Genomic DNA, 19872 nt, shown 5'->3' with positions numbered 1-19872 from the left:
CGGGTGCTTAGCTGGAGGGCCAGCCGGACTCGATCTGGGTCGTCACGGTGTTGACGTCCGTGCCGTTGATCCAGTCGATGATGCCCTTCCAGAAGGTGCCAGCGCCGACTGCCGAAGGCATGAGGTCAGAGCCGTCGAAGCGGAAGGTCGTCTCCGGGTCCTGCAGGATCTGGATGGACTCCTGGAGGATCGGGCTCTTGGCGTTGGCCGGGTCGAGGCCGGTGTTGGCGCTGATGACGCCACCGAGTGCGACGCGGCTGTTGGCCCATTCCGGGCTGGACAGGTACTCGAGCACCTTGACGGTGTCCTCGTCGGAGTTGAACGCGCCGACGATCTCGCCACCACCGGTGACTGCGGGCTCCTTGCCCTCAGCCGGGGGAGTCATGAAGGCCCAGACGTCGCCGTCCTCGCCGACGGTGCCGCCGGCTTCCGTGATGAAGCCGTCGTAGAACGACGCCTGGTGGTGCAGCGCGCACGTGCCGTCGACGAGCTTGGGAGCCACGTCGCCGAACGCCGTCGAGTTGATGGACCGAACGTCACCGAAGCCGGCGTTGACGTAGTCGGGGTTCGTGAGGATCTTGCCCGCCTCGTTGAACGACGCCTGGATGCGCTCGTCCGTGAAGGGGATCTCGTTGGCCACCCACTGGTCGTAGACCTCTGGACCGTGCATGCGGATGACGAGGTCTTCGACCCAGTCAGTGCCCGGCCATCCGGTGGCGGCGTCGGAGCCGAAGCCGGCGCACCACGGTGCGGTGCCGGTCTTGCTCTGGATCTCGCCGGTCAGCGTGACGAGCTCTTCCCAGGTCTTCGGCACTTCATAGCCGTTGTCCTTGAAGAACTTGGGGGAGTACCAGACGAAGCCCTTGAGGTTCGCCATGAGTGGCGCGCCGTAGACCGTGCCGTCGTACGAGGAGTAGGTCTTCCAGTCTTCGGACCAGTACTCTTCGAGGTTGCTGACGACGCCTTCTGGCGCCTCAGTGAGAAGGCCCGTGCTGGCGAGGTCGCCCATGAGCCCAGGCTGCGGGAAGATCGCGATGTCCGGCGGGGTTCCACCCTGCGCACGGACAGAGATCTGCGTCTCGAACTCCTTGGAGCCCTCGTACACGATCTCGATGCCGTTCTCCTCGGCCCAGCCTGCCCAGGACTCCTCAAGGAGCTCTGCTTCGGCGTCGACGATCGTGCCGTAGATGGTGACCTTGTTATCGCTGGGCGCGCCAGAGTTGTCCTGCACTCCGGGGCCGCCGGAACAGGCGGTCAGCCCGAGACCGGCGATCGCGAGTGCGGCAACCGCAGTTGCGGCGCGCCGCTTCGTGGATGTTGTCATTGAACTCCTCCTTAAGTCCTTGACTGTGAGCGAACCGTCGTTCTGGGCAGTCATTGCCCGAGAATCGCTGTTGGAGCGCGGCGGTTCAGCCACGACATTCCTGAGATCTGCGTGTGGAAATGCCGTGCGCTTTTGGAGCGTACACGAACTCCTCAGTTGATCCACGCCGTTCACTAAGTCGTTATGAACGGATCTCCCACGTCACGAGAATCGTCAGGTTTTCGGTCTTCGGTGAATGGGGCAGAAACGTGTCATTCGTGATGGTCAGGCGATATTGACCTGTCATTCCCTGCCGCTGTCGGGGAGCGGTAGAATCTTCGGAGAGCAGGTCGACCAGGCGGTCGCGTCATGGGCAACCATGCCGAGGAACGTCCGGGCTCCAGAGAGCAGGACGGTGGGTAACGCCCACCCGGGGAAACCCGCGAGATAGTGCCACAGAAAGCAGACCGCCCGCTGTGTCTCTTGAGAGACAGCACGTCCTTCGGGACGAAAGGGTAAGGGTGAAAGGGTGGGGTAAGAGCCCACCGGGCGCCTGGTGACAGGTGTCGCACGGTAAACCTCGTCCGGAGCAAGGCCATACAGGGGATGCTGACGCTGCTCGCCGAGTCCCCGGGTAGGCCGCTAGATTCGCGCGGCAACGTGCGAGCGAGAGAGATGGCCGTCACCGGCTTCGGTCGGTACAGAACCCGGCGTATCGGTCGACCTGCTCCTCACCTTCGACGCGGCGGGGCCGGAAGCGAACGCGCTTCCGGCCCCCGCCGATGTCGTCCCGCCCGGGCTAGACCCAGTGCTCGGCCGCGAGGCAGGCTGATCCGACGATGCCTGCGTTGTTCATGAATTCGGCGACGACGATGGGCGTGTCCACGTCGATGTAATGGAGGAACTCGTCGGCTTGCTTCGAGATGCCGCCGGAGACGATGAAGACGTCGGGAGAGAAGAGAGCCTCAAGCTGCCGGTAGTAGGGCGTGAGTCGTGCGCCCCACTCCGCGAAGGAGAGCTCTTCGCGCTCTCGCACCTTGGAGGACGCGAACTTCTCGTAGTCGCTGTGCTCGCCGATGCTGATGTGCCCGAGCTCCGAGTTCGGGAACAGGTGGCCGCCGTAGAACATGGCCGTGCCGATGCCAGTGCCGAGCGTCGTCATGATGACGCTGTCGAGTCGGCCGTGCGCGACCCCGAAGCGCACCTCGGCGATTCCCGCCGCATCCGCGTCATTGGCGAGGGCGACTTCGCGGCCGACCGCCTCGGAAAACGCGGCTCTGGCGGCGAAGTCGATCCACCTCGGCGAGATGTTCGCCGCCGACCGCGTGACGCCGTGCTTGACGATCGCAGGGACGCTGATGCCGACGGGAACGTCGGTGTCGCCGTCCAGGTCCTTCTCCCAGATCTTGCGGACGATCTCCATCGTGGCCTCGATGACCTCCCGCGGGTCGCCGCCGACGGGTGTAGGCACCTTCCGCCGCTTGGAGAGCAGCTCTCCGGTTCGCAGGTCGACGAGTGCTCCCTTGATGCCGGTCCCGCCGATGTCGATACCGATGGCCTTCGTGGCTTTGCTCTTCCCCATGCGAGTGAGCATATCGGGGAGGCGAGCCGCGCTCGATTCGAGGGTCAGTCCTTCGGGGTGGTGAGGATGCGGGCGCCGTCCGCCGTGATGACCACCGTGTGCTCCCACTGTGCGCACCGCGAGCCATCTGCCGTGACCACGGTCCAGCCGTCGTCCCAGAGCCGCCAGTCTGCGGTGCCGAGCGTGAGCATCGGCTCGACGGTGAAGACCATGCCCTCCTCGATGACCGTGCGGTACTGGGGCGCGTCGTAGTGGGGGATGATCAGGCCGGAGTGGAACGCCCCGCCGACGCCGTGTCCGGTGTAGTCGCGCACCACGCCGTAGCCGAAGCGTCCAGCGTATTTCTCGATGACCCTGCCGATGACGTTGACCTCTCGGCCTGGCTTGGCCGCCTTGATCCCGCGCATCATCGCCTCGTGGGTGCGCTCGACGAGCATCCGCGACTCGACATCCACATCGCCAACGAGGTACATCCGGTTCGTGTCGCCGTGCATCCCGTCGAAAAACGCGGTGATGTCGATGTTGAGGATGTCGCCCGATTCGACGACCGTGTCGTCCGGGATGCCGTGGCAGATGACCTCATTAAGGGAGGTGCAGCTCGAGTTCGGGAATCCGCGGTAGCCGAGTGTCGAAGGGTAGGCACCTCGGGAGGTCACGTACTCGAAGGCGATGGCGTCAAGCTCATCGGTGGTGACGCCAGGCACGACGAACTGCTCGAGGTGCTGGAGCGCGTCGGCTGCGATCGAGGATGCGCGCGAGATGCGCTCGACCTCGGCCGGTGTGTAGACGTCGCCGCCATCCCACTTATCCGGCGCGGGCTTGCCGACGTACGGCGGCCGCGCGATCGCGTTCGGGACGGTTCGTGGTGCTGTGCGTCGTCCCGGCGTGAGGAGTCCGGTTCTCGGGTCTTTCGGCATACGCTTGAGCCTATGACCGATACGCATGCACAGGAATTCTGGTACAACTCCCGCACGGGAGAGGTCGAGGTCGGAAAGCAGTCCCTCGCTTCCGAGCTCGTCGGACCGTTCGCGACCGAGGCTGAGGCGAAGCGCGCCCCCGAGAAGCTGCAGGAGCGCGCCAAGGCGTGGGCCGAGGAAGAGGCGGAAGAAGACCGCTGACCCAGCGCTCCACGTCGCCGCGTCACAGTTAGCTCGTCTGGTCTTCGAAGCTCTCTGCGGCAGACGGGAAGGCGCCCGACTTGACCTCGTCGCGATACGCAGAGGCTGCGTCGAGGAGCGTCGTGCGCAGGTCGGCGTACTTCCGCACGAAGCGGGGCACCCGGCCGGTGCCGAGTCCCATGGCGTCGGTCCACACGAGGATTTGCCCGTCGCACTCCGCGCCGGCGCCGATGCCGATGGTCGGGATCACGAGCTCACTCGTGATCTCGGCCGCGAGCACGGCGGGGACCATCTCGAGTACCACACTGAACGCCCCGGCCTCCTGGACGGCGCGCGCATCCGCTCGCACTCGGTCTGCGGCCTCCCCGCGCCCCTGGACCACGTGGCCCCCGAGACCGTGCTCGCTCTGCGGCGTGTAGCCGATGTGTGCCATGACGGGGATGCCGGCCTCGACGATGCGCGTGATCGTGGCCTGCGAGCGCACACCGCCCTCAAGCTTGACGGCCTGGACGCCGGCCTCCTTCATGAATCGGACGGCGGTGTCGAGCGCCTGGTCGGGCCCGCGCTCGTAGCTCCCAAACGGCAAATCGGCGACGACGAGGGCTCGCGACACGCCGCGCACGACAGAGCGCGCCATGGGAATCAGCTCGTCGACGGTGACCGGCAACGTGGAGCTCTCACCGAGGACGGTGGTCGCGGCCGAGTCGCCCACCAGGAGGACGTCGATGCCCGCCTCGTCAAAGACCGCAGCGGTCATGGCGTCGTAGCTGGTGAGTGCGGTGATGCGCTCGCCTGCGGCCTTGGCCGTCTGGAAGTGTCGAATTCGGACTCGCTTCGGTGCACTGGCCTGAGACATGCAGGCCATCATACGGCGGCGCGGGCTCCGGCCCAGTAGCCTAGGGGGAGGCGCACAACAAGAATTGGAGCCCGAGTGGACAAGCAGCAGGACTTCGTACTCCGCCAGATCGAAGAGCGCGGGATCAAGTTCATCCGCCTGTGGTTCACGGATGTTCTCGGAACACTGAAGTCCGTGGCCATCGCACCGGCGGAGGTCGAAGGCGCCTTCAACGAGGGCATCGGCCTCGACGGCTCGGCGGTCGAGGGGTTCACGAGACGGTCCGAGGCAGACATGCTCCTGCACCCGGACCCCTCGACGTTCCAGATGCTTCCGTGGCGAGGCGAGATCGACCCGACCGCTCGCATGTTCTGCGACATCTCGACGCCAGACGGGCAGCCGTCGGTCACCGACCCACGTCGCGTTCTCCGCCGTGCGCTCGACGTGGCGTCCGCGCAGGGCTTCACCTTCTACGTGCATCCCGAGATCGAGTTCTACCTCCTCAAGGCCGACGAGGCGCTCGGCGGCGAGCCCGTGCCCGCCGACAATGCCGGCTACTTCGACAACGTTCCCGGTGGCACCGCGCATGACTTCCGCCGTCGCGCGGTCCGCATCCTGGAAGACCTCGGCATCTCCGTCGAGTACAGCCACCACGAGGCCGGCCCCGGCCAGAACGAGATCGACCTCCGCTTCTCCGACGCGCTGAACACGGCAGACAACGTGATGACGTTCCGCACCGTGGTCAAGGAAGTCGCCATCGAGCAGGGCGTCTACGCGACCTTCATGCCGAAGCCAATGTGGCAGCACCCCGGCAGCGGCATGCACACGCACGTCTCGCTGTTCGAGGGCGACACAAACGTCTTCCACGAGCCGGGCGCTGAGTACCAGCTCTCGAAGATCGGTCGGCACTTCGTCGCTGGTCTGCTCAAGCACGCCCCCGAGATCACCGCGGTTACGAACCAGTTCGTCAACTCGTACAAGCGCATCTGGGGCGGCGACGAGGCCCCGAGCTACGCGTGCTGGGGTCACAACAACAGCTCAGCACTCGTGCGGATCCCGACCTACAAGCCCAACAAGGGTGGCTCGGCCCGTGTCGAGTACCGCGGCATCGACTCGGCAGCGAACCCCTACCTCGCCTACGCGGTCCTGCTCTCGGCCGGCCTCAAGGGCGTTGCCGAGGAGTACGAGCTGCCTGCGGAAATCGAGGGCGACATCTGGGAGATGTCGCCGCGCGAGCGGAGCGTACTCGGCTATGCCCCGCTGCCATCGAGCCTCAACGAGGCCATCTCGATCATGGAGAACTCTGAGCTCGTGGCCGAGACACTCGGCGAGCAGGTCTTCGCGTACTTCCTCGCGAACAAGCGTGCGGAGTGGAAGCAGTACCGAGCCCAGGTCACGCCGTTCGAGCTCGCCTCGAACCTGCACGCCTTGTAAGCCGTGAGGTCAGACGGACTCCGGACACGCCTCGCGAGGGCGGGGTTCGCCGCGCCCAGCGAAGCGGAACCTCGCCTGCTCGAGCTCGCAGAGCTCACCAGGGTGCGCGCTGACGACGTGTTCGCCGTCGTTGACGAGCGCGTAGCCGATCCAGACCAGGCGCTGCAGTGGCTCGTGTACCTCGCGAGACAGCATCCCAGCGCCGTCGACTCGCTCTTCGCCGAGCGACCGAATGCGAAGACTGTGGTCCGCCTGCTCGGGGCGTCGACGGGGCTCGCGGAGTTCTTCCTGAGGCATCCGCGCACCATGGAAGTCGTCCAATCGGGCGAGGTGGAGCTGCCGACCCGCGAGGAGCTGCAGCGACGCATGGCGGCGAGCGTCGGCGTCGACGCTGAGCGCGCCGATGCTGACGGCGGGTTCGGCATGGCGGTCGCCCAGCTGACCGGCCCCGAGGCCATCCGCTCGCTGCGCATCCGCTACCGCACTGAGCTGGCCCGCATCACCGCATTCGACCTCGCGCAGGACGACCAGCGCGGCTGCGTCCGTGAGGTGAGCCGAGCCCTGGCCGACCTTGCCGGTGAGACTCTGGACGCGGCCATCATGGTCGCCCGCGCCGAGACGCAATCCCCTCCGAGCGGGTTCGGAAGATTCCCCGCGGAGCAGGTCGAGTGCGTGCGGCTGGCGATCATCGGCATGGGCAAGGCCGGTGCGGAAGAACTCAATTACATCAGCGACGTCGACATCATGTTCGTGGCTGAGTCATCTGACACTGAGCGCGTCCCGGTACCGAAGGCCGTCGAGATCGGCACTCGCCTCGCGAGCCTCACGATGCGCGTCATCGACTCGACCGACGTCGAGCCGGCCCTCTGGGAAGTGGATGCGAACCTGCGCCCCGAAGGCAAGGACGGTGCGCTCGTCCGGACGATCGACTCGTACGCGAAGTACTACGAGCGCTGGGCCAAGAACTGGGAGTTCCAGGCCCTCATCAAGTCACGCGCCATGGCGGGCGACCTCAGCCTCGGCGCGGACTTCGAGCGGCGGGTGGAGCCGCTCATCTGGGCGAGCGCGAGCAGAACCGACTTCGTCGACCAGGTCCGAGCGATGCGCGAACGCGTCACCGACCACATCCCGGCCCAGGAAGTCGATCTTCAGATCAAGCTCGGTCCGGGAGGGCTGCGCGACATCGAGTTCACCGTGCAGTTGCTGCAGCTCGTGCACGGCCAGCACGACGAGAGCGTGCGCGAGCGTTCGACGCTCGCGGCGCTCGACGCGCTGAGCGAGGGCGGCTACATCGGTCGCGATGACGCCAACCAGTTCTCGTCCGACTACGAGTTCCTCAGGTTGCTCGAGCACCGCATCCAGCTTCGCGCGCTTCGGCGCACCCACCTCATGCCGACGAGCGACATCGAACGTGCGGTGCTCGCCCGTTCGGCGAGCTTCGCGAACTCTCGGGAGCTCACCGACGAGTGGCAGCGCGTGAAGCTTCGTGTCCGGGGACTGCACGAGAAGGTGTTCTACCGCCCGCTGTTGTCTGCGGTCGCGGCGCTGCCGACGGAGGGCTTCGCCCTGAGCTCCGATCAGGCCGAGGCCCGCTTGCGCGCGATCGGGTTCCTCGATCCCAAGGGGGCGCTGGCACACATCACGGCGCTCGTGAAGGGTGTCTCTCGGCGCGCCATTATGCAGCGCACGTTGCTCCCGGTGCTCATCGACTGGTTCTCACAGGGCAGCGATCCCGACAGCGGGTTCCTTGCCTTCCGGAAGCTCTCCGAGCGACTTGGCGACACCGCCTGGTATCTGCGACTGCTGCGCGACAGCTCGGCTGCGGCGAAGCGGCTCACGCAACTGCTGTCCGGTTCGAAGTTCGCCGCCGAGTTCTTCGAGCTCTACCCTGAGGCGGTCAAGTGGCTCGATGACGACGCACGGCTCAAGCCACGATCGCTCAACGCGCTCCTCGACGAGGTGGCCACCACCATCCGTCGTCACGACGACGAGGTCTCGCTGCGACGGGCACTCCGCACGTTCCGCAGGCGCGAGGTCTTGCGTCTCGCAATCGGTGGTCTGCTGAGCCTCATCGACATCAAGCAGACCGGCGCGGGCCTCTCCGATATCGCGACGGCAACCCTCCAGGGCGCCTACGACGCGGTGCGGCGAATCGACAAGGTCGAGTACCCGCCGTTCGCGATCATCGCCATGGGACGCTACGGCGGCCGCGAGCTCGGTTTCGGCTCAGATCTCGACGTGCTGTACGTTTTCGAGCCGGGCGACTTCACGAACCCTGACCTGGCGAGCCGCCGCGCCCTCGCGCTGGTGCACCGCATCGTAGAGTTCACTGCGGACCCGCGCATGCCGATCGATCTCGATGCCGGGCTCCGGCCCGAGGGCAAATCCGGCCCGCTCGTGCGCTCCCTCTCCGCGTACCGGAGCTACTACGCCAGGTGGTCGCTCGGTTGGGAGACTCAGGCGCTCCTGAGGGCGCAGGACGTCGTCGGCGACGCCAACGTCCGCGACCGCTTCATGGAGCTCGTCGACGAGGTTCGCTACGGCAAGGAGCTCTCCGACGAGGGCCTCACGGAGGTCCGCCGAATCAAGGCGCGGGTCGAGAACGAGCGTCTCCCGCAGGGCGCCGACCCGACGCGTCACCTCAAGCTCGGGCGCGGCTCGCTGAGCGACGTCGAGTGGCTGGCGCAGACGCTGCAGCTGCAGCATGCGATGCACACGGGAGCGCTGCGGACCACCTCGACGCTGGGCACGCTCGACGCCGCGCAGGAGTCGGAGTTGCTGACGCCGGGTGACGCCAATCAGTTGCGGGATGCGTGGCTGCTCGCTTCGCGCGTGCGTTCGGCGCTCTACCTGGCGACGAACAAGCAGTCAGACCTGCTCCCGCAAGACGGCCCCACGCTTGATGCCGTCGCGAGGGCGCTCGGATATGCCCCCGGGTCGGGGCCACACCTCGAGGACGACTACCTGGGGGAGACGCGCCGTGCCCGTCGCGTCTTCGAGCGGCTGTTCTACGGCGAGTAGCATCGCGCACCGCTCCGGCTCCGGGGTGACGCAGGTCGCCCCTCAGGTCATTCGTCCGTGGTCGCCTGCTGATCGAGGATGGCGCGCTCGAGACTGTCGGCAATCAGTACCGCGTCGAGTCCCGACTGCCTCCCGATGCCGACCGCGTGCTGCGCCTCGTGGGCGGCGAGCGCCTGGAGCGCAGACTTCGCCGTTGTGAACTCGTGTGCGAGCAGCTCGTCGATGTAGCGATCGACGTCGGCGTTGTGAACGAGCCAGTCCTCGCTCTGCGGATCAGCGGACAGTCGGCGAACCGCTGCCGCGTGGATGCTCGCCGCGAGCCTCTTGTGGTGGTCGATCGCGGCAAGCGCCTGCGCTCGGAGCTCGTCTTCATCCATCCACCCAGCCTGACAGGTCGTGCGCTGCGTTCCTGGGAGGAACACAAGAGCCCGCCTGGGCTTCCTCGATGGGAAGACCAGGCGGGCTCCGTCGTTCGCCGCGGCTCAGCCGCGGGTGCTCAGCGGCTGACTACACGCCGTAGTAGAGCTCGAACTCGTACGGGTGCGGGCGCTGCGCGAGCGGCTGCACCTCGTTGACCGTCTTGTAGTTGATCCAGTTCTCGATGAGCTCCGGCGTGAAGACGTTGCCCTTCGTCAGGTACTCGTGGTCAGCCTCGAGAGCTGCGAGCGCCTCCGGCAGCGAGGTCGCGAGCTGCGGGATGCTCTTCGCCTCCTCCGGGGGAAGCTCGTAGAGGTCCTTGTCGACCGGCTCGTGCGGCTCAATGCGGTTCTGGATGCCGTCGAGGCCAGCCATGAGCTGAGCGGCGAACGCGAGGTACGGGTTGGACGATGCGTCGGGAGCGCGGAACTCGATGCGCTTCGCCTTCGGGTTCGAGCCGGTGATCGGGATGCGGATCGCAGCCGAGCGGTTACCGGCCGAGTAGACCAGGTTGATTGGAGCCTCGAAGCCCTTGACGAGACGGTGGTAGGAGTTCGTCGTCGGGTTCGTGAAGGCGGCCAGCGAGTTGGCGTGCGCGAGCAGACCGCCGATGTACCAGCGTGCGGTGTCGGAGAGCGAGCCGTAGCCGGCCTCGTCGTAGAAGAGCGGCTCGCCGTCCTTCCACAGCGACTGGTGCGTGTGCATGCCGGAGCCGTTGTCGTTGTAGAGCGGCTTCGGCATGAACGTCGCCGACTTGCCCCACTGCTCAGCGGTGTTCTTGACGATGTACTTGAACTTCAGGATGTCGTCTGCCGCGCTGACCATCGTGTCGAAGCGGTAGTTGATTTCCTGCTGGCCGCCGGTGCCGACCTCGTGGTGCGAGCGCTCGAGGACAAAGCCTGCCTCGATGAGCTTCAGCGTGATGTCGTCGCGCAGGTCTGCGGTCTTGTCGACGGGGGAGACGGGGAAGTAGCCACCCTTGAACGGCGTCTTGTTGCCCAGGTTGCCGCCCTCTTCCTCGCGGCCGGAGTTCCAGGCGCCTTCCTCGGAGTCGACCGAGTAGAAGCTCTGGTTCGAGGTGACGGAGTAGCGCACGTCGTCGAAGATGTAGAACTCGGCCTCTGGTGCGAAGAACGCGGTGTCCGCGATGCCCGTGGAGGAGAGGTAGTCGACAGCCTTCTTCGCAACCTGACGCGGGTCACGGTGGTAGATCTCGCCGGTACGGGGGTTATAGATGTCGAAGACCATGATGAGCGTCTTCGCCTCGCGGAACGGGTCGAGGTACGCCGTCGTCACGTCGGGGATGAGCTGCATGTCGGACTCGTGGATCGACGCGAAGCCGCGGATCGAGGAGCCGTCGAAGAGCTGGCCGACGGAGAAGAACTCCTCATCGACAGTCGACGCGGGGATGTTGAAGTGCTGCTGCACACCCGGGAGGTCGGTGAAGCGGATGTCGAGGAACTTGACATCGTTATCGGCGATATAGGCGAGGACTTCAGACGGTTCTTTGAACATGGCTTCTCCGGGTCGTGTCGAAGGTGTTGGCGGACGGGGTCCTGTCACAAGCTAACCACTCGCTGTTGCCCCGTGGTCACTGTTATGTTTCGCGCACGTTACGCAGAGCGTGATAGAGGTGGTTTCGACGCGGGGAGCCGAGTCCGGTCGGCGGTAGGCTTGGACGATGCCCGTTCAGTCAACGAATCCGGAGTTCGCTCGACCGGAGAACAACCGCTACCCGGGCTACCGCCTTGGATATCCGGAAGAGGGCCGCGGCTCGATCGCACCGATGCGTCGCCGCATCCCCGCGCTCATCGTGGACTACGCGGTCGCCGCGGGGCTCGCCTACCTGCTCTTCGACTACGACTCGATCGCGATCCTACTGCTGTTCTTCGCGATGACGGCGGTCGGCATCATGCTCTTCGGGGGTTCGATCGGCCACCTCCTCTTCCGGATGCGCGTGACCAGCCTCGACGGTTCGGCGCCGGGCTACGTGCGACCACTGTTCCGGCAGCTGCTCGTGACGCTGGTGCTCCCGATGCTCGTCTGGGACAGCGATCAGCGCGGCGGACACGACATCATGACGAAACTCGCCCTGCGGCTCGTGTAGAGCGGCAGGGCGAGCCTCAGGCGGGTGACGCGTCGGGTCAGCGCATCTGCGAACGCGACGACCGCATGCGCATCGGGTCGATGCCCTTCGGGATCGGCAGCGCGTTGCTGCCGAGCGCCTTCAGGCGGCTGGTCACCGCGACGATCTCAGGCTTCGTGAGCTTCTTGGGGAGCTTGTTCAGCGTCTTGCGGATGCGAACGAGCTTGACGTCGTCGTCTCCCGTGCCCACGTGGAAGTGGTGGATCGGAACGTTCGGCAGGATGCGAGCGGTCTTGCGTCGCTCGTCGTCGAGCAGGCGCTTCGTGCCCGCCTTGCTGCCCTCGGTCAAGATGACGACGCCGGGCTTGCCGATTGCACGGTAGACGGCGTCCTGCGTCTTTGCGTTGAAGGCCACCGGCATCTCGCTGGTCTGCCAGGTTCCGCGCATGGCGCTGGTGAGTACCTGTCCGGTGGCTCCCGCGCGACCTTCGAGCTGTCCGAATGCGACGCGCTCGGCTCGCCAGTTGAGCGTGAACATGAAGAGGAGCAGGCCGACCATGAGGCCGAGGATCATCGTGAGGATCCAGATGAGCGCGTTCGAGCCGGGCAGGAAGATGCTCACGAGCGCTGCGATGATCAGAGGGACGAGCACGGCAGCGGCCATGATCCAAGGTGCGGTCTTGTCGTACTTGACCGTCATCTTGAGAACTTGCCAGATCTGCTTGAAGCGACCCGGCTCTTTTTCCGCTGCTGCGCTGGCTTGTGGAGAGTTCGCCATAGTGTTCCTAGAATACCGGCACTTCACCGCGTATTCACCTTCGATCGGTGACGACTTCTCCACAGGGAGAGAAGTCGTCCGCGCAGGGGGGCATCGTGGCCACCAGACTCGCGGTGTGCAGGCAAGAGATCACCGAAGAACTGAACGGCGGCGTGGCGCCGAGTACCTGGATATCGCGGGCTGGCGAGTCGTCGAGGTGCTCAGTGGCACCGGCACCTGGCGGCGCTACCTCGCCGTCGCTCGCGAGCGAGCAGCACTCGACGATCAGGACTGGCTTTCCGGGAGCACGGAACCAGCCTGGGACGTCGGTCGAGGTGCGCCCGAGGGGGTGGTCGAGCTCCTGATCGAGGGGGAGCCTGGTGACGGTCCGAGCCTGAGCGAGCTGTGCGAACTCTTCGAGCAGCTCGACGCACCGGGTGTTCCAGCGGTCCTCGATATCGGAACGACTGATGACGGGCAGGCTGTGGCCGTGCTCGAGGCTGCGGCGGGCTCGAGCCTCGAGCAGCTCCTCGATCGACCGACGCCGCTCTCGACGGGAGAGATCGTGACGATTCTCGCCGCCCTAGCGGAGACGATGGGCGAGCTGCACCGGCACGGAGTATCGGTGGGCCCGTTCGGATGCGGGGACGTGCGCTTGACCGACCTCGGCCGCCCGATCTTCACGAGGTGGCAGGCAGCGGCGAAGCTGCCGGCGGAGCAGAGCCGCGCAACGGTGAGTGTTGCGCGAGATTGGAGGACCTTCGAGGCGGTGGCTGACCTCGTGCTTGCGCAGCTGCCCAGCGTCACTGAGCTCCCGGCGCCGTTGGAGCGCGAACTTGATCGCTGCCTCTCGGGAGAGGTCGATGACGAGCTCGGCCGCCGACTGCTCGACGCGCTCTTCTCCTGGCAGGACCCGAGTGAGGTCATTGATCCCTCGTCCGGAGAGCACGGACCACGCCGCGCGGTGCTGGCCGCGCCGTTGGAGCGCACTCCGTCGTGGGATTCCTTCGAGGAGACGGACGGAGACGCGCTGGGGGATGCGGACGCTCCGATTGCAGCGGAGTCGCTGCTCGACGGCGACACGGTCGGCGCTGGGATGGGCGGGCGAAGCGCGGCGAGATCCGCACGTCTCCCCGGCAACCGTGGGGGACGGCCTGGCGGGAACCGCGAGGATTCACGGAGGAGGTCGCAGCGTGCACGTCACCGGACAGGATCCGGAGGTGGCTGGCTCACGCGCGTCAGGACGCCGTACCGGGTGGCGGCCGTGGCGGGTGTGATCATGTGCGTCTGCGCTGTGAGCCTCTGGACGCTCGATCTGGAGACCGGTGGGGAGTCGGTCGCCGCGAACGACACGCTGGCCGCGGACTCCGAGACCACCCCGCCGGAGGGGCTGGCATTGCAGGGCACATCGCCCGCAGCGACAGCAGCTCAAGAAGACGCCGAGGCGCCGGACGAGGCGACGCCACAAGAGTGGCAGAGCGTCGCGCTCGGCGATGATCCAATTGCGGCGGCCCTGGCGCTCGTCGCGGGTCGCGCTGCCTGCCTCAGCGCGAGTGCTCCCGGTTGTCTTGAGGAGCTGTATCAGAGCGATGCGCCGGGTCTGCACGCAGATCTCGCGCGCGGTGCGGGAGCCGAGGACGAGCTGCTCGGCCTCACCGCGGCGACGCTTCGTGACCGCTATGGCGATTTCGCCGTCATCGACCTCTGGTCGAGCGACGCGGTGCAAGGTGCCGAGACACCACCGGCCTCCCTCACGATCGCTCGTGGGGAGGCCGGTTGGCGCCTGCGTGATGTGCGAGTGGCGTGAGCCGCCCGCTGAGCTTGGCTAGAGCCCGAGGTTGCCCTCGAACGCGCCCTCTTCGAGGCGGTGCTTGATCTGCGACAGGAACCGCGCCGCGTCTGCACCGTCGATGATGCGGTGGTCATAGCTCAGGGCGAGGAACACCAGCGAGCGAATCGCGATCGACTCCTGGCCGTCAGCCGTCTTGACGACCGCGGGGCGCTTCGCCACGATACCGGTGCCGAGAATCGCGCTCTGCGGGAGGAACACGACCGGGGTGTCGAACAGCGCGCCACGCGAGCCCGTGTTCGTGACCGTGAACGTGCCACCGGCCAGCTCATCCGGGAGGAGCTTGTTGTCGCGCGTGCGCTCGGCGAGATCAGCGATCTGACCCGCGAGGCCGGCGATGTCGAACTCGGACGCCTTCTTGATGACGGGCGTGAGCAGACCGCGCTCGGTGTCGACCGCCATCGCGATGTTCTCGGTCTCCGGGTAGACGCTCGAGTCGCCGTCAACCGTGGAGTTGATGATCGGGAAGCTCTGGAGAGCCTCGGCCGCAGCAAGCGTGAAGAACGGCAGGAACGAGAGCTTGTTGCCCGTCTTCGCGTGGAAGTCACCCTTGACGCGGTCGCGCAGCTGCGCGATGCGCGTCACGTCGACCTCGACGACCGTCGTGAGCTGGGCCGTCGAGTTCATGGACGCGACAGCGCGCTCCGCGACAACCTTGCGCAGACGCGACATCTTCGCCGTCGTGCCGCGCAACTCGGAGACCTCGAACGGCGTGGGCTCGCCCGGCGTGCCGGCCGCGGCGGCCTGAGCCGGCGCGGACCCCTTGTTCGACTCTGCGAAGGCGACCACGTCTTCCTTGCGGATCCGGCCGCCGACTCCGGTGCCCTGCACCTTGGTGAGGTCCACACCTGCGTCGGCCGCGAGCTTGCGAACAAGCGGGGTCACGTAGCGCGGGTCGGAGCTCGATGCTGCCTGCGCCGAGTCGCCGCCCTGCTTCGGCTGCGAGGGCTGCTTCGGCTGTGCCGGCGGCTTGGGAGCGGATGCGGACTGCTGCGCGGTCTGCGCGGCGGGCGTCGCGGCCTGCTGCGCCGGGGCCTCGGAGGTCGTCTCCTTCTCGGGAGCCGGCTCCGCGTATCCCTCGTCTTCCTTTTCGGCGGGTGCCTCTTCGGCGGCGGGAGCCGCGGCTGGCTGCGAGGTCGCCTCGGCGGCTTCCTCGACCTCGGGCTCAGCCTTGGCTTCCTCAGCTGGGGCTGCGTCGTCGGACGCGGCGGCACCGGAGCCGTCGCCGAGGCGCGCGAGCACTGCGCCAACCTCGACGGTCTCGTCTTCTCCGACGAGGATCTCCTCGAGGACGCCCGCGATGGGCGACGGGATCTCGGTGTCGACCTTGTCGGTCGAGACCTCGAGCAGCGGCTCGTCGACCTCGACGGTGTCGCCGACGCTCTTCAGCCAGCGGGTGACGGTTCCTTCGGTGACACTCTCGCCGAGTGCCGGGAGCGTTACGTCTTCGCTCATGATGTGGGTTCTCCTTGAGTGGTTCTGGCTGGTCAGAGTGCGTGCAGAGGGACGCCGGCGAGCAGGCGCGCAGCCTCGCCGATCGTCTCACCCTGCGTCGGGTGGGCGTGGATGAGGTGCGCGACGTCCTCTGGGTAGGCCTCCCAGTTGACGATGAGCTGAGCTTCGCTCACGAGCTCGCCGACGCGGCCGCCGATCATGTGGACGCCGACGATCGGGCCGTCGTTCACGCGAACGAGCTTCACGGTGCCGCTCGTGCCGAGGATCGAGCTCTTGGCGTTGCCCGCGAGGTTGTACTCGGCGGTGGAGATGGCGTCGTCGCCGAACTTCTCCTTCGCCTTGACCTCGGAGTAGCCGACCGAGGCGATCTCGGGGTCGGAGTACGTGATCTTCGGGATGTTGATGTCCTCAACCTGCACGGGGTTCAGACCCGCGATTTGCTCGGCGACGAAGATGCCGTGCTGGTAGCTGCGGTGGGCGAGCTGCAGGCCTGGGACGATGTCGCCGATCGCGTAGACGCCGGGGACGTTGGTCTGCAGCGTCTCGTCGACCGGCACGAAGCCGCGGTCGGTGGTCACGCCGACCTCTTCGAGGCCGATGCCAGCGGTCACTGGGCCGCGGCCGACTGCGACGAGCAGCAGGTCCGCGTCGAGCACGTCGCCGGACTCGAGCTCGACGTGCACGCCGTAGTCGTCCTGCGTGACGCCCTTGAAGCGCACACCGAGCTTGAAGTCGATGCCGCGCTTCTTGTACGCACGCTCGAGCTGCTTCGAGACCGACTCTTCTTCGGCGGGAGCAAGGTGCTTGAGGCCCTCGACGATCGTGACCTCGACACCGAAGGAGCGCCAGACGCTGGCGAACTCGAGTCCGATGACGCCGCCGCCGAGGATCACGACGCGGTTCGGGAGCCAAGTGAGCTCGAGGGCCTGCTCGCTGGTGATGACGTTGCCCGAGATCTCGAGGCCGGGAAGCGAGCGCGAGAACGAGCCGGTCGCGAGCACAACGTTCTTGCCCGTGAGCGTGTCGTCGCCGACCTGCACGGTCGTGGGGGAGACAAGCTTGCCCTCTCCCTGGAAGACGGTGACACCCTTGGCCTTAAGGAGGCCCTGGAGTCCCTTGAACTTGCTGGCGACGATGCCCTCGCGGAAGGCGTTGACCTTCTCGATGTCGACACCCTGGAACTCGGTCAGCACGCCGACGGATGCGGCTTCGTGTGCGTTGTCGGCAAGCTCAGCGGCGTGGAGCATGGCCTTGGTAGGCACGCAACCACGGTGGAGGCACGTGCCTCCGAGCTTGTCCTTCTCAACCAGAGCGACGGTTGAGCCCAGCTGAACGGCGCGGATAGCTGCGGCGTATCCCGCACTTCCTCCGCCGAGGACGACGAGGTCGAAATTGTGTTCTGACACCCGGAAAACTCCCTCAATGGAATTCATAGAGAAGCGGCGGCCGGTTTGTGGTCGCCACGCGCGGCGAAATTACCCCTCAGGGAAGCCTACACGCGTCGAACTGGCAGGAAGAACCAGCTCAGGCGCGGGACTCGAGAAGGGCGATAAGCGTTCGGACCATGACGCCGGTGGCCCCCTTCGGCACGTAGCCGTACGGCGCTGAGCCGTTGTTGGAGGGTCCTGCGATGTCGAGGTGCACCCAGGGGATCGCTCCGCTGTCGTCTGCCCGCTCGCCCACGAATCGTTCGAGGAACGCGGCGGCGACGAGCATCCCGGCTGAGCGGTTCCCCGACCGCATGTTCGCGAGGTCCGCGACGGGCGACTTGAGCGTCTCGCCGACCTCTTCGGGGATTGGCATGGCCCACGCCGGCTCGCCGACGGAGCGTGCGGCTTCGAGTACCTTCGAGATCCATGCGTCGTCGTTGCCCATGACCGCCGTGGTGCGGTCACCGAGTGCCACGACCTGGGCCCCCGTCAGCGTCGCGATGTCGACGATGAGGTCGGGATGCTCTTCGCTGGCGGCCGCGATGCCGTCAGCCATGACGATGCGGCCTTCCGCGTCGGTGTTCGTGATCTCAACGGTCTTGCCGCCGTAGATCGTGACGACGTCGTCCGGTCGCGTCGCGGTGCTCGAGGGCATGTTCTCCGCGATGCAGAGCCAGCCGGTGATCGCGACGTCGATCCCGAGGGTCGCCGCCGCCTGCAGCACGCCGATGATGGTGGCGGCGCCAGCCATGTCGAACTTCATGCCGACCATGGAGCCGGCCGGCTTCAGTGAGAGGCCCCCAGTGTCGAAGGTGATGCCCTTGCCAACGAGGGCGATGTGCGCCTGGGCAGCCGCGGGGCGATAGGCGAGGCGCACGAGTCGCGGGCCTCGCGATGAGCCCTGGCCGACCGCCGTGAGGCCCCCGAACCCGCCGTCGCGAAGCTGCTGCTCATCCCAGACGCGCGCCTCGAAGCCGTGCTGCGTGGCGACGTCGAGCGCGATCTGTGCGAGCGCTGCCGGCGGGAGGTCGTTTGGTGGCGTGTTCACCGCATCCTGCACGAGCGCCACGGCGCGCGCGATTGTCGTCGCCCTCGCGTTCTCGAGCTCGGCTCTCGCCGCATCGGTGGTCACGACCGTGATCGTTGAGACCGCGTCCTCGTCGGTCTCCGACTTGTACTCGGTGAAGCGGTAGCTGGAGAGTAGGGCGCCGAGCAGGAGGGCCTCGCGGATGCGCGGCTCAAGGGTGTCTGCGTCGATCGCGATCGACGGCGCACCGGCCGCACGGGCGAGCGAGCCGCCTGCGCGGCGAGCCTGTTCCTCGTCGGAGCCGTCGCCGAGACCGATCGCGATCGCAGCTCGGACCCCGCCATCGACGGGGATAGCGAGCCTCTGGGTCTCGCCGCTCTTGCCCCGGAACCCGGTCGCCTCGAGGTGCGGCTCGAGGTCCGGGAGCCCGGGAGGCGCCGAGATCGTGAGCGAGTCATCGAGTCGGAGCACGGGAAGCACCAGGAGCTGTGCGTCGGAGGCGGATTCGGCGATTTCGAGGGTGGCGAGCGTCATGCGAGACAGCCTATTGCGCGCTCCGGACGCTCGCCCGGCCTGGTCGTGCGCCAAGCGCGAACGCCCGCTCCAGGGTCAGCCTTCGGTTCTAGCATTGGAGACATGAGCGAGACTGAGCGCATCTTCCGAGTGGCTGCCGCATGGCACGACGTTCCTGCGGGCCTGCCCCTCATCGTTGCGCTGCGAGGCGGTCACGATGCTGGAGCCGTGGCGGCGCAGGTCTCCGATGAGATCATCAACCTGGACGACGAGGCCAGGATCGTCGCAGAGTTCGATGTCGACGAGCTCTACGACTACCGCGCTCGCCGGCCTGTCGTCTCGGTGTCGAACGGGCGCGTGAAGTCCGTCTCCGAGCCACGCCTCGACCTGCGCCTCGTGACCGACGAGCTTGGGCAGGAGTTCCTGTTCCTGTCTGGCTTCGAACCCGACTACCGATGGCGCCTTTTCAGCGAGGCGCTGGTGAGCGCTGTCGACGCGCTCGAGGTCTCCTCGACGACGTGGGTGCACGCGGTTCCCATGCCGGTGCCGCACACCCGGCCGATCCGCATCGCGGCGACCGGCAACCGTGAGGAGCTCGTCGACTCCCTGTCGGTCTGGAACCCCACGACGGAGGCCCCAGCCCATGTCATGCAGTACTTCCAGGTACGGGCCGAAGAGCTCGGGCACCCGGTGCTGAGCCTCGCGATGCTCATCCCGCACTACGTCGCGGATTCCTCCGTGCCTGCGGGGGCAGTTGCAGCGCTGTCGGCGCTCGGCAGTGCCACTGGGCGCATGATCGCGACGGAGGCGCTTCGGGAGCGGGACCGCACGTTCAGAGCAGGCGTCGACGCGGAACTCGAGTCGAACCCTGACGGCCAGAAGCTCATCCAGGCGCTCGAGACTCAGCACGACGCGTACCTGCAGAACCTTTCGGTCTCGAACGACTTCGAGGATGCGGCGGGGGAGCTGCCATCAGCGGACCAGCTGGCCGCGGAGATCGAGCGGTACCTGGCGCTGGGTCGCGACGACGAGGCCTGAGGCGACC

16 protein-coding genes and 1 other RNA gene are annotated in these 19872 nt (G+C 66.7%); 7 read left to right on the top strand and 10 right to left on the bottom strand.

Features of this window, described 5'->3' with window-relative positions; all coding sequences use genetic code 11:
- Positions 1-7: 7 nt before the first annotated feature.
- Positions 8-1324, bottom strand: coding sequence for an ABC transporter substrate-binding protein (locus tag ACPYN9_RS03815; protein ID WP_424464042.1), 1317 nt, complete (start codon positions 1322-1324; stop codon positions 8-10).
- Positions 1325-1649: 325 nt separating this feature from the next.
- On the opposite strand from ACPYN9_RS03815, the gene rnpB reads away from it, so the two are divergent.
- Positions 1650-2034: RNase P RNA component class A (gene rnpB / locus ACPYN9_RS03810), an RNA gene on the top strand.
- Positions 2035-2102: 68 nt separating this feature from the next.
- Here rnpB and ppgK read toward each other — a convergent pair.
- Together ppgK and map are read right to left on the bottom strand one after the other, a co-directional pair.
- Positions 2103-2885 (bottom strand): polyphosphate--glucose phosphotransferase, encoded by a 783-nt coding sequence (gene ppgK, locus ACPYN9_RS03805; RefSeq protein WP_424464040.1) that lies wholly within the window; start codon positions 2883-2885, stop codon positions 2103-2105.
- A 44-nt stretch (positions 2886-2929) separates the two neighbouring features.
- The gene (gene map, locus ACPYN9_RS03800) at positions 2930-3802 is read right to left on the bottom strand and encodes a type I methionyl aminopeptidase (RefSeq protein ID WP_424464038.1); all 873 of its coding nucleotides are present in this window, start codon (positions 3800-3802) and stop codon (positions 2930-2932) included.
- A 12-nt stretch (positions 3803-3814) separates the two neighbouring features.
- On the opposite strand from map, the gene ACPYN9_RS03795 reads away from it, so the two are divergent.
- On the top strand, positions 3815-4003 hold the full coding sequence (locus ACPYN9_RS03795; protein ID WP_424464037.1) for an SPOR domain-containing protein: 189 nt from the start codon (positions 3815-3817) through the stop codon (positions 4001-4003).
- Between the two features lie 28 nt (positions 4004-4031).
- Here ACPYN9_RS03795 and panB read toward each other — a convergent pair whose 3' ends face one another.
- Positions 4032-4859 (bottom strand): 3-methyl-2-oxobutanoate hydroxymethyltransferase, encoded by an 828-nt coding sequence (gene panB / locus ACPYN9_RS03790; protein WP_424464035.1) that lies wholly within the window; start codon positions 4857-4859, stop codon positions 4032-4034.
- 75 nt (positions 4860-4934) lie between these two features.
- On the opposite strand from panB, the gene ACPYN9_RS03785 reads away from it, so the two are divergent.
- Both ACPYN9_RS03785 and ACPYN9_RS03780 read left to right on the top strand, forming a co-directional pair.
- Positions 4935-6272: a glutamine synthetase family protein gene (locus ACPYN9_RS03785; RefSeq protein WP_424464034.1), complete on the top strand. Its 1338-nt coding sequence runs from the start codon at positions 4935-4937 to the stop codon at positions 6270-6272.
- Positions 6273-6275: 3 nt separating this feature from the next.
- Positions 6276-9293 (top strand): bifunctional [glutamine synthetase] adenylyltransferase/[glutamine synthetase]-adenylyl-L-tyrosine phosphorylase, encoded by a 3018-nt coding sequence (locus ACPYN9_RS03780; RefSeq protein WP_424464032.1) that lies wholly within the window; start codon positions 6276-6278, stop codon positions 9291-9293.
- A 47-nt stretch (positions 9294-9340) separates the two neighbouring features.
- Here ACPYN9_RS03780 and ACPYN9_RS03775 read toward each other — a convergent pair whose 3' ends face one another.
- Together ACPYN9_RS03775 and glnA are read right to left on the bottom strand one after the other, a co-directional pair.
- On the bottom strand, positions 9341-9670 hold the full coding sequence (locus ACPYN9_RS03775) for a hypothetical protein (RefSeq protein ID WP_424464031.1): 330 nt from the start codon (positions 9668-9670) through the stop codon (positions 9341-9343).
- 130 nt (positions 9671-9800) lie between these two features.
- Positions 9801-11225 carry a type I glutamate--ammonia ligase gene (glnA, locus tag ACPYN9_RS03770; RefSeq protein ID WP_424464029.1) on the bottom strand — a complete coding sequence of 475 codons (1425 nt, stop codon included), beginning with the start codon at positions 11223-11225 and terminating at the stop codon, positions 9801-9803.
- 166 nt (positions 11226-11391) lie between these two features.
- Here glnA and ACPYN9_RS03765 point away from each other — a divergent pair, with 166 nt between their 5' ends.
- Positions 11392-11817 (top strand): RDD family protein, encoded by a 426-nt coding sequence (locus ACPYN9_RS03765; RefSeq protein ID WP_424464028.1) that lies wholly within the window; start codon positions 11392-11394, stop codon positions 11815-11817.
- Positions 11818-11854: 37 nt separating this feature from the next.
- Here the strand turns inward: ACPYN9_RS03765 and ACPYN9_RS03760 are convergent, their stop codons facing one another.
- Positions 11855-12574, bottom strand: a complete 720-nt coding sequence (locus ACPYN9_RS03760; protein WP_424464026.1) for a DUF4191 domain-containing protein — start codon at positions 12572-12574, stop codon at positions 11855-11857.
- Positions 12575-12689: 115 nt separating this feature from the next.
- Between ACPYN9_RS03760 and ACPYN9_RS03755 the strand changes: the two genes are divergently transcribed.
- A complete protein-coding gene (locus ACPYN9_RS03755) occupies positions 12690-14360 on the top strand; it encodes a hypothetical protein (RefSeq protein ID WP_424464024.1) in 1671 nt (556 codons plus the stop codon).
- An 18-nt stretch (positions 14361-14378) separates the two neighbouring features.
- Here ACPYN9_RS03755 and sucB read toward each other — a convergent pair whose 3' ends face one another.
- The 3 genes from sucB to ACPYN9_RS03740 form a co-directional block, all read right to left on the bottom strand.
- The gene (gene sucB / locus ACPYN9_RS03750; RefSeq protein ID WP_424464022.1) at positions 14379-15857 is read right to left on the bottom strand and encodes a 2-oxoglutarate dehydrogenase, E2 component, dihydrolipoamide succinyltransferase; all 1479 of its coding nucleotides are present in this window, start codon (positions 15855-15857) and stop codon (positions 14379-14381) included.
- 32 nt (positions 15858-15889) lie between these two features.
- Complete coding sequence (lpdA, locus tag ACPYN9_RS03745) at positions 15890-17290, bottom strand: dihydrolipoyl dehydrogenase (protein WP_424464020.1); 1401 nt, start codon at positions 17288-17290, stop codon at positions 15890-15892.
- Positions 17291-17381: 91 nt separating this feature from the next.
- Positions 17382-18848 (bottom strand): leucyl aminopeptidase, encoded by a 1467-nt coding sequence (locus tag ACPYN9_RS03740; RefSeq protein ID WP_424464018.1) that lies wholly within the window; start codon positions 18846-18848, stop codon positions 17382-17384.
- Positions 18849-18950: 102 nt separating this feature from the next.
- Between ACPYN9_RS03740 and ACPYN9_RS03735 the strand changes: the two genes are divergently transcribed.
- Positions 18951-19865 (top strand): proteasome assembly chaperone family protein, encoded by a 915-nt coding sequence (locus ACPYN9_RS03735; protein ID WP_424464016.1) that lies wholly within the window; start codon positions 18951-18953, stop codon positions 19863-19865.
- Positions 19866-19872 lie beyond the last annotated feature (7 nt).

The organism is Pseudoclavibacter helvolus (assembly GCF_049707175.1).
In the GTDB taxonomy this organism is placed as follows: domain Bacteria; phylum Actinomycetota; class Actinomycetes; order Actinomycetales; family Microbacteriaceae; genus Pseudoclavibacter; species Pseudoclavibacter helvolus_A.
The sequence above is the reverse complement of the archived record's forward strand: the minus strand, read 5'-3'. Positions and strand labels throughout refer to the sequence as shown.

What these genes read in the sequence shown, in the direction of transcription:
- ACPYN9_RS03815 (WP_424464042.1), bottom strand. Translation starts at nt 1,324, where the DNA reads ATGACAACATCCACGAAGCGGCGCGCCGCAACTGCGGTTGCCGCACTC.
- ppgK (WP_424464040.1), bottom strand. Translation starts at nt 2,885, where the DNA reads ATGGGGAAGAGCAAAGCCACGAAGGCCATCGGTATCGACATCGGCGGG.
- map (WP_424464038.1), bottom strand. Translation starts at nt 3,802, where the DNA reads ATGCCGAAAGACCCGAGAACCGGACTCCTCACGCCGGGACGACGCACA.
- ACPYN9_RS03795 (WP_424464037.1), top strand. Translation starts at nt 3,815, where the DNA reads ATGACCGATACGCATGCACAGGAATTCTGGTACAACTCCCGCACGGGA.
- panB (WP_424464035.1), bottom strand. Translation starts at nt 4,859, where the DNA reads ATGTCTCAGGCCAGTGCACCGAAGCGAGTCCGAATTCGACACTTCCAG.
- ACPYN9_RS03775 (WP_424464031.1), bottom strand. Translation starts at nt 9,670, where the DNA reads ATGGATGAAGACGAGCTCCGAGCGCAGGCGCTTGCCGCGATCGACCAC.
- glnA (WP_424464029.1), bottom strand. Translation starts at nt 11,225, where the DNA reads ATGTTCAAAGAACCGTCTGAAGTCCTCGCCTATATCGCCGATAACGAT.
- ACPYN9_RS03765 (WP_424464028.1), top strand. Translation starts at nt 11,392, where the DNA reads ATGCCCGTTCAGTCAACGAATCCGGAGTTCGCTCGACCGGAGAACAAC.
- ACPYN9_RS03760 (WP_424464026.1), bottom strand. Translation starts at nt 12,574, where the DNA reads ATGGCGAACTCTCCACAAGCCAGCGCAGCAGCGGAAAAAGAGCCGGGT.
- sucB (WP_424464022.1), bottom strand. Translation starts at nt 15,857, where the DNA reads ATGAGCGAAGACGTAACGCTCCCGGCACTCGGCGAGAGTGTCACCGAA.
- lpdA (WP_424464020.1), bottom strand. Translation starts at nt 17,290, where the DNA reads ATGAATTCCATTGAGGGAGTTTTCCGGGTGTCAGAACACAATTTCGAC.
- ACPYN9_RS03740 (WP_424464018.1), bottom strand. Translation starts at nt 18,848, where the DNA reads ATGACGCTCGCCACCCTCGAAATCGCCGAATCCGCCTCCGACGCACAG.
- ACPYN9_RS03735 (WP_424464016.1), top strand. Translation starts at nt 18,951, where the DNA reads ATGAGCGAGACTGAGCGCATCTTCCGAGTGGCTGCCGCATGGCACGAC.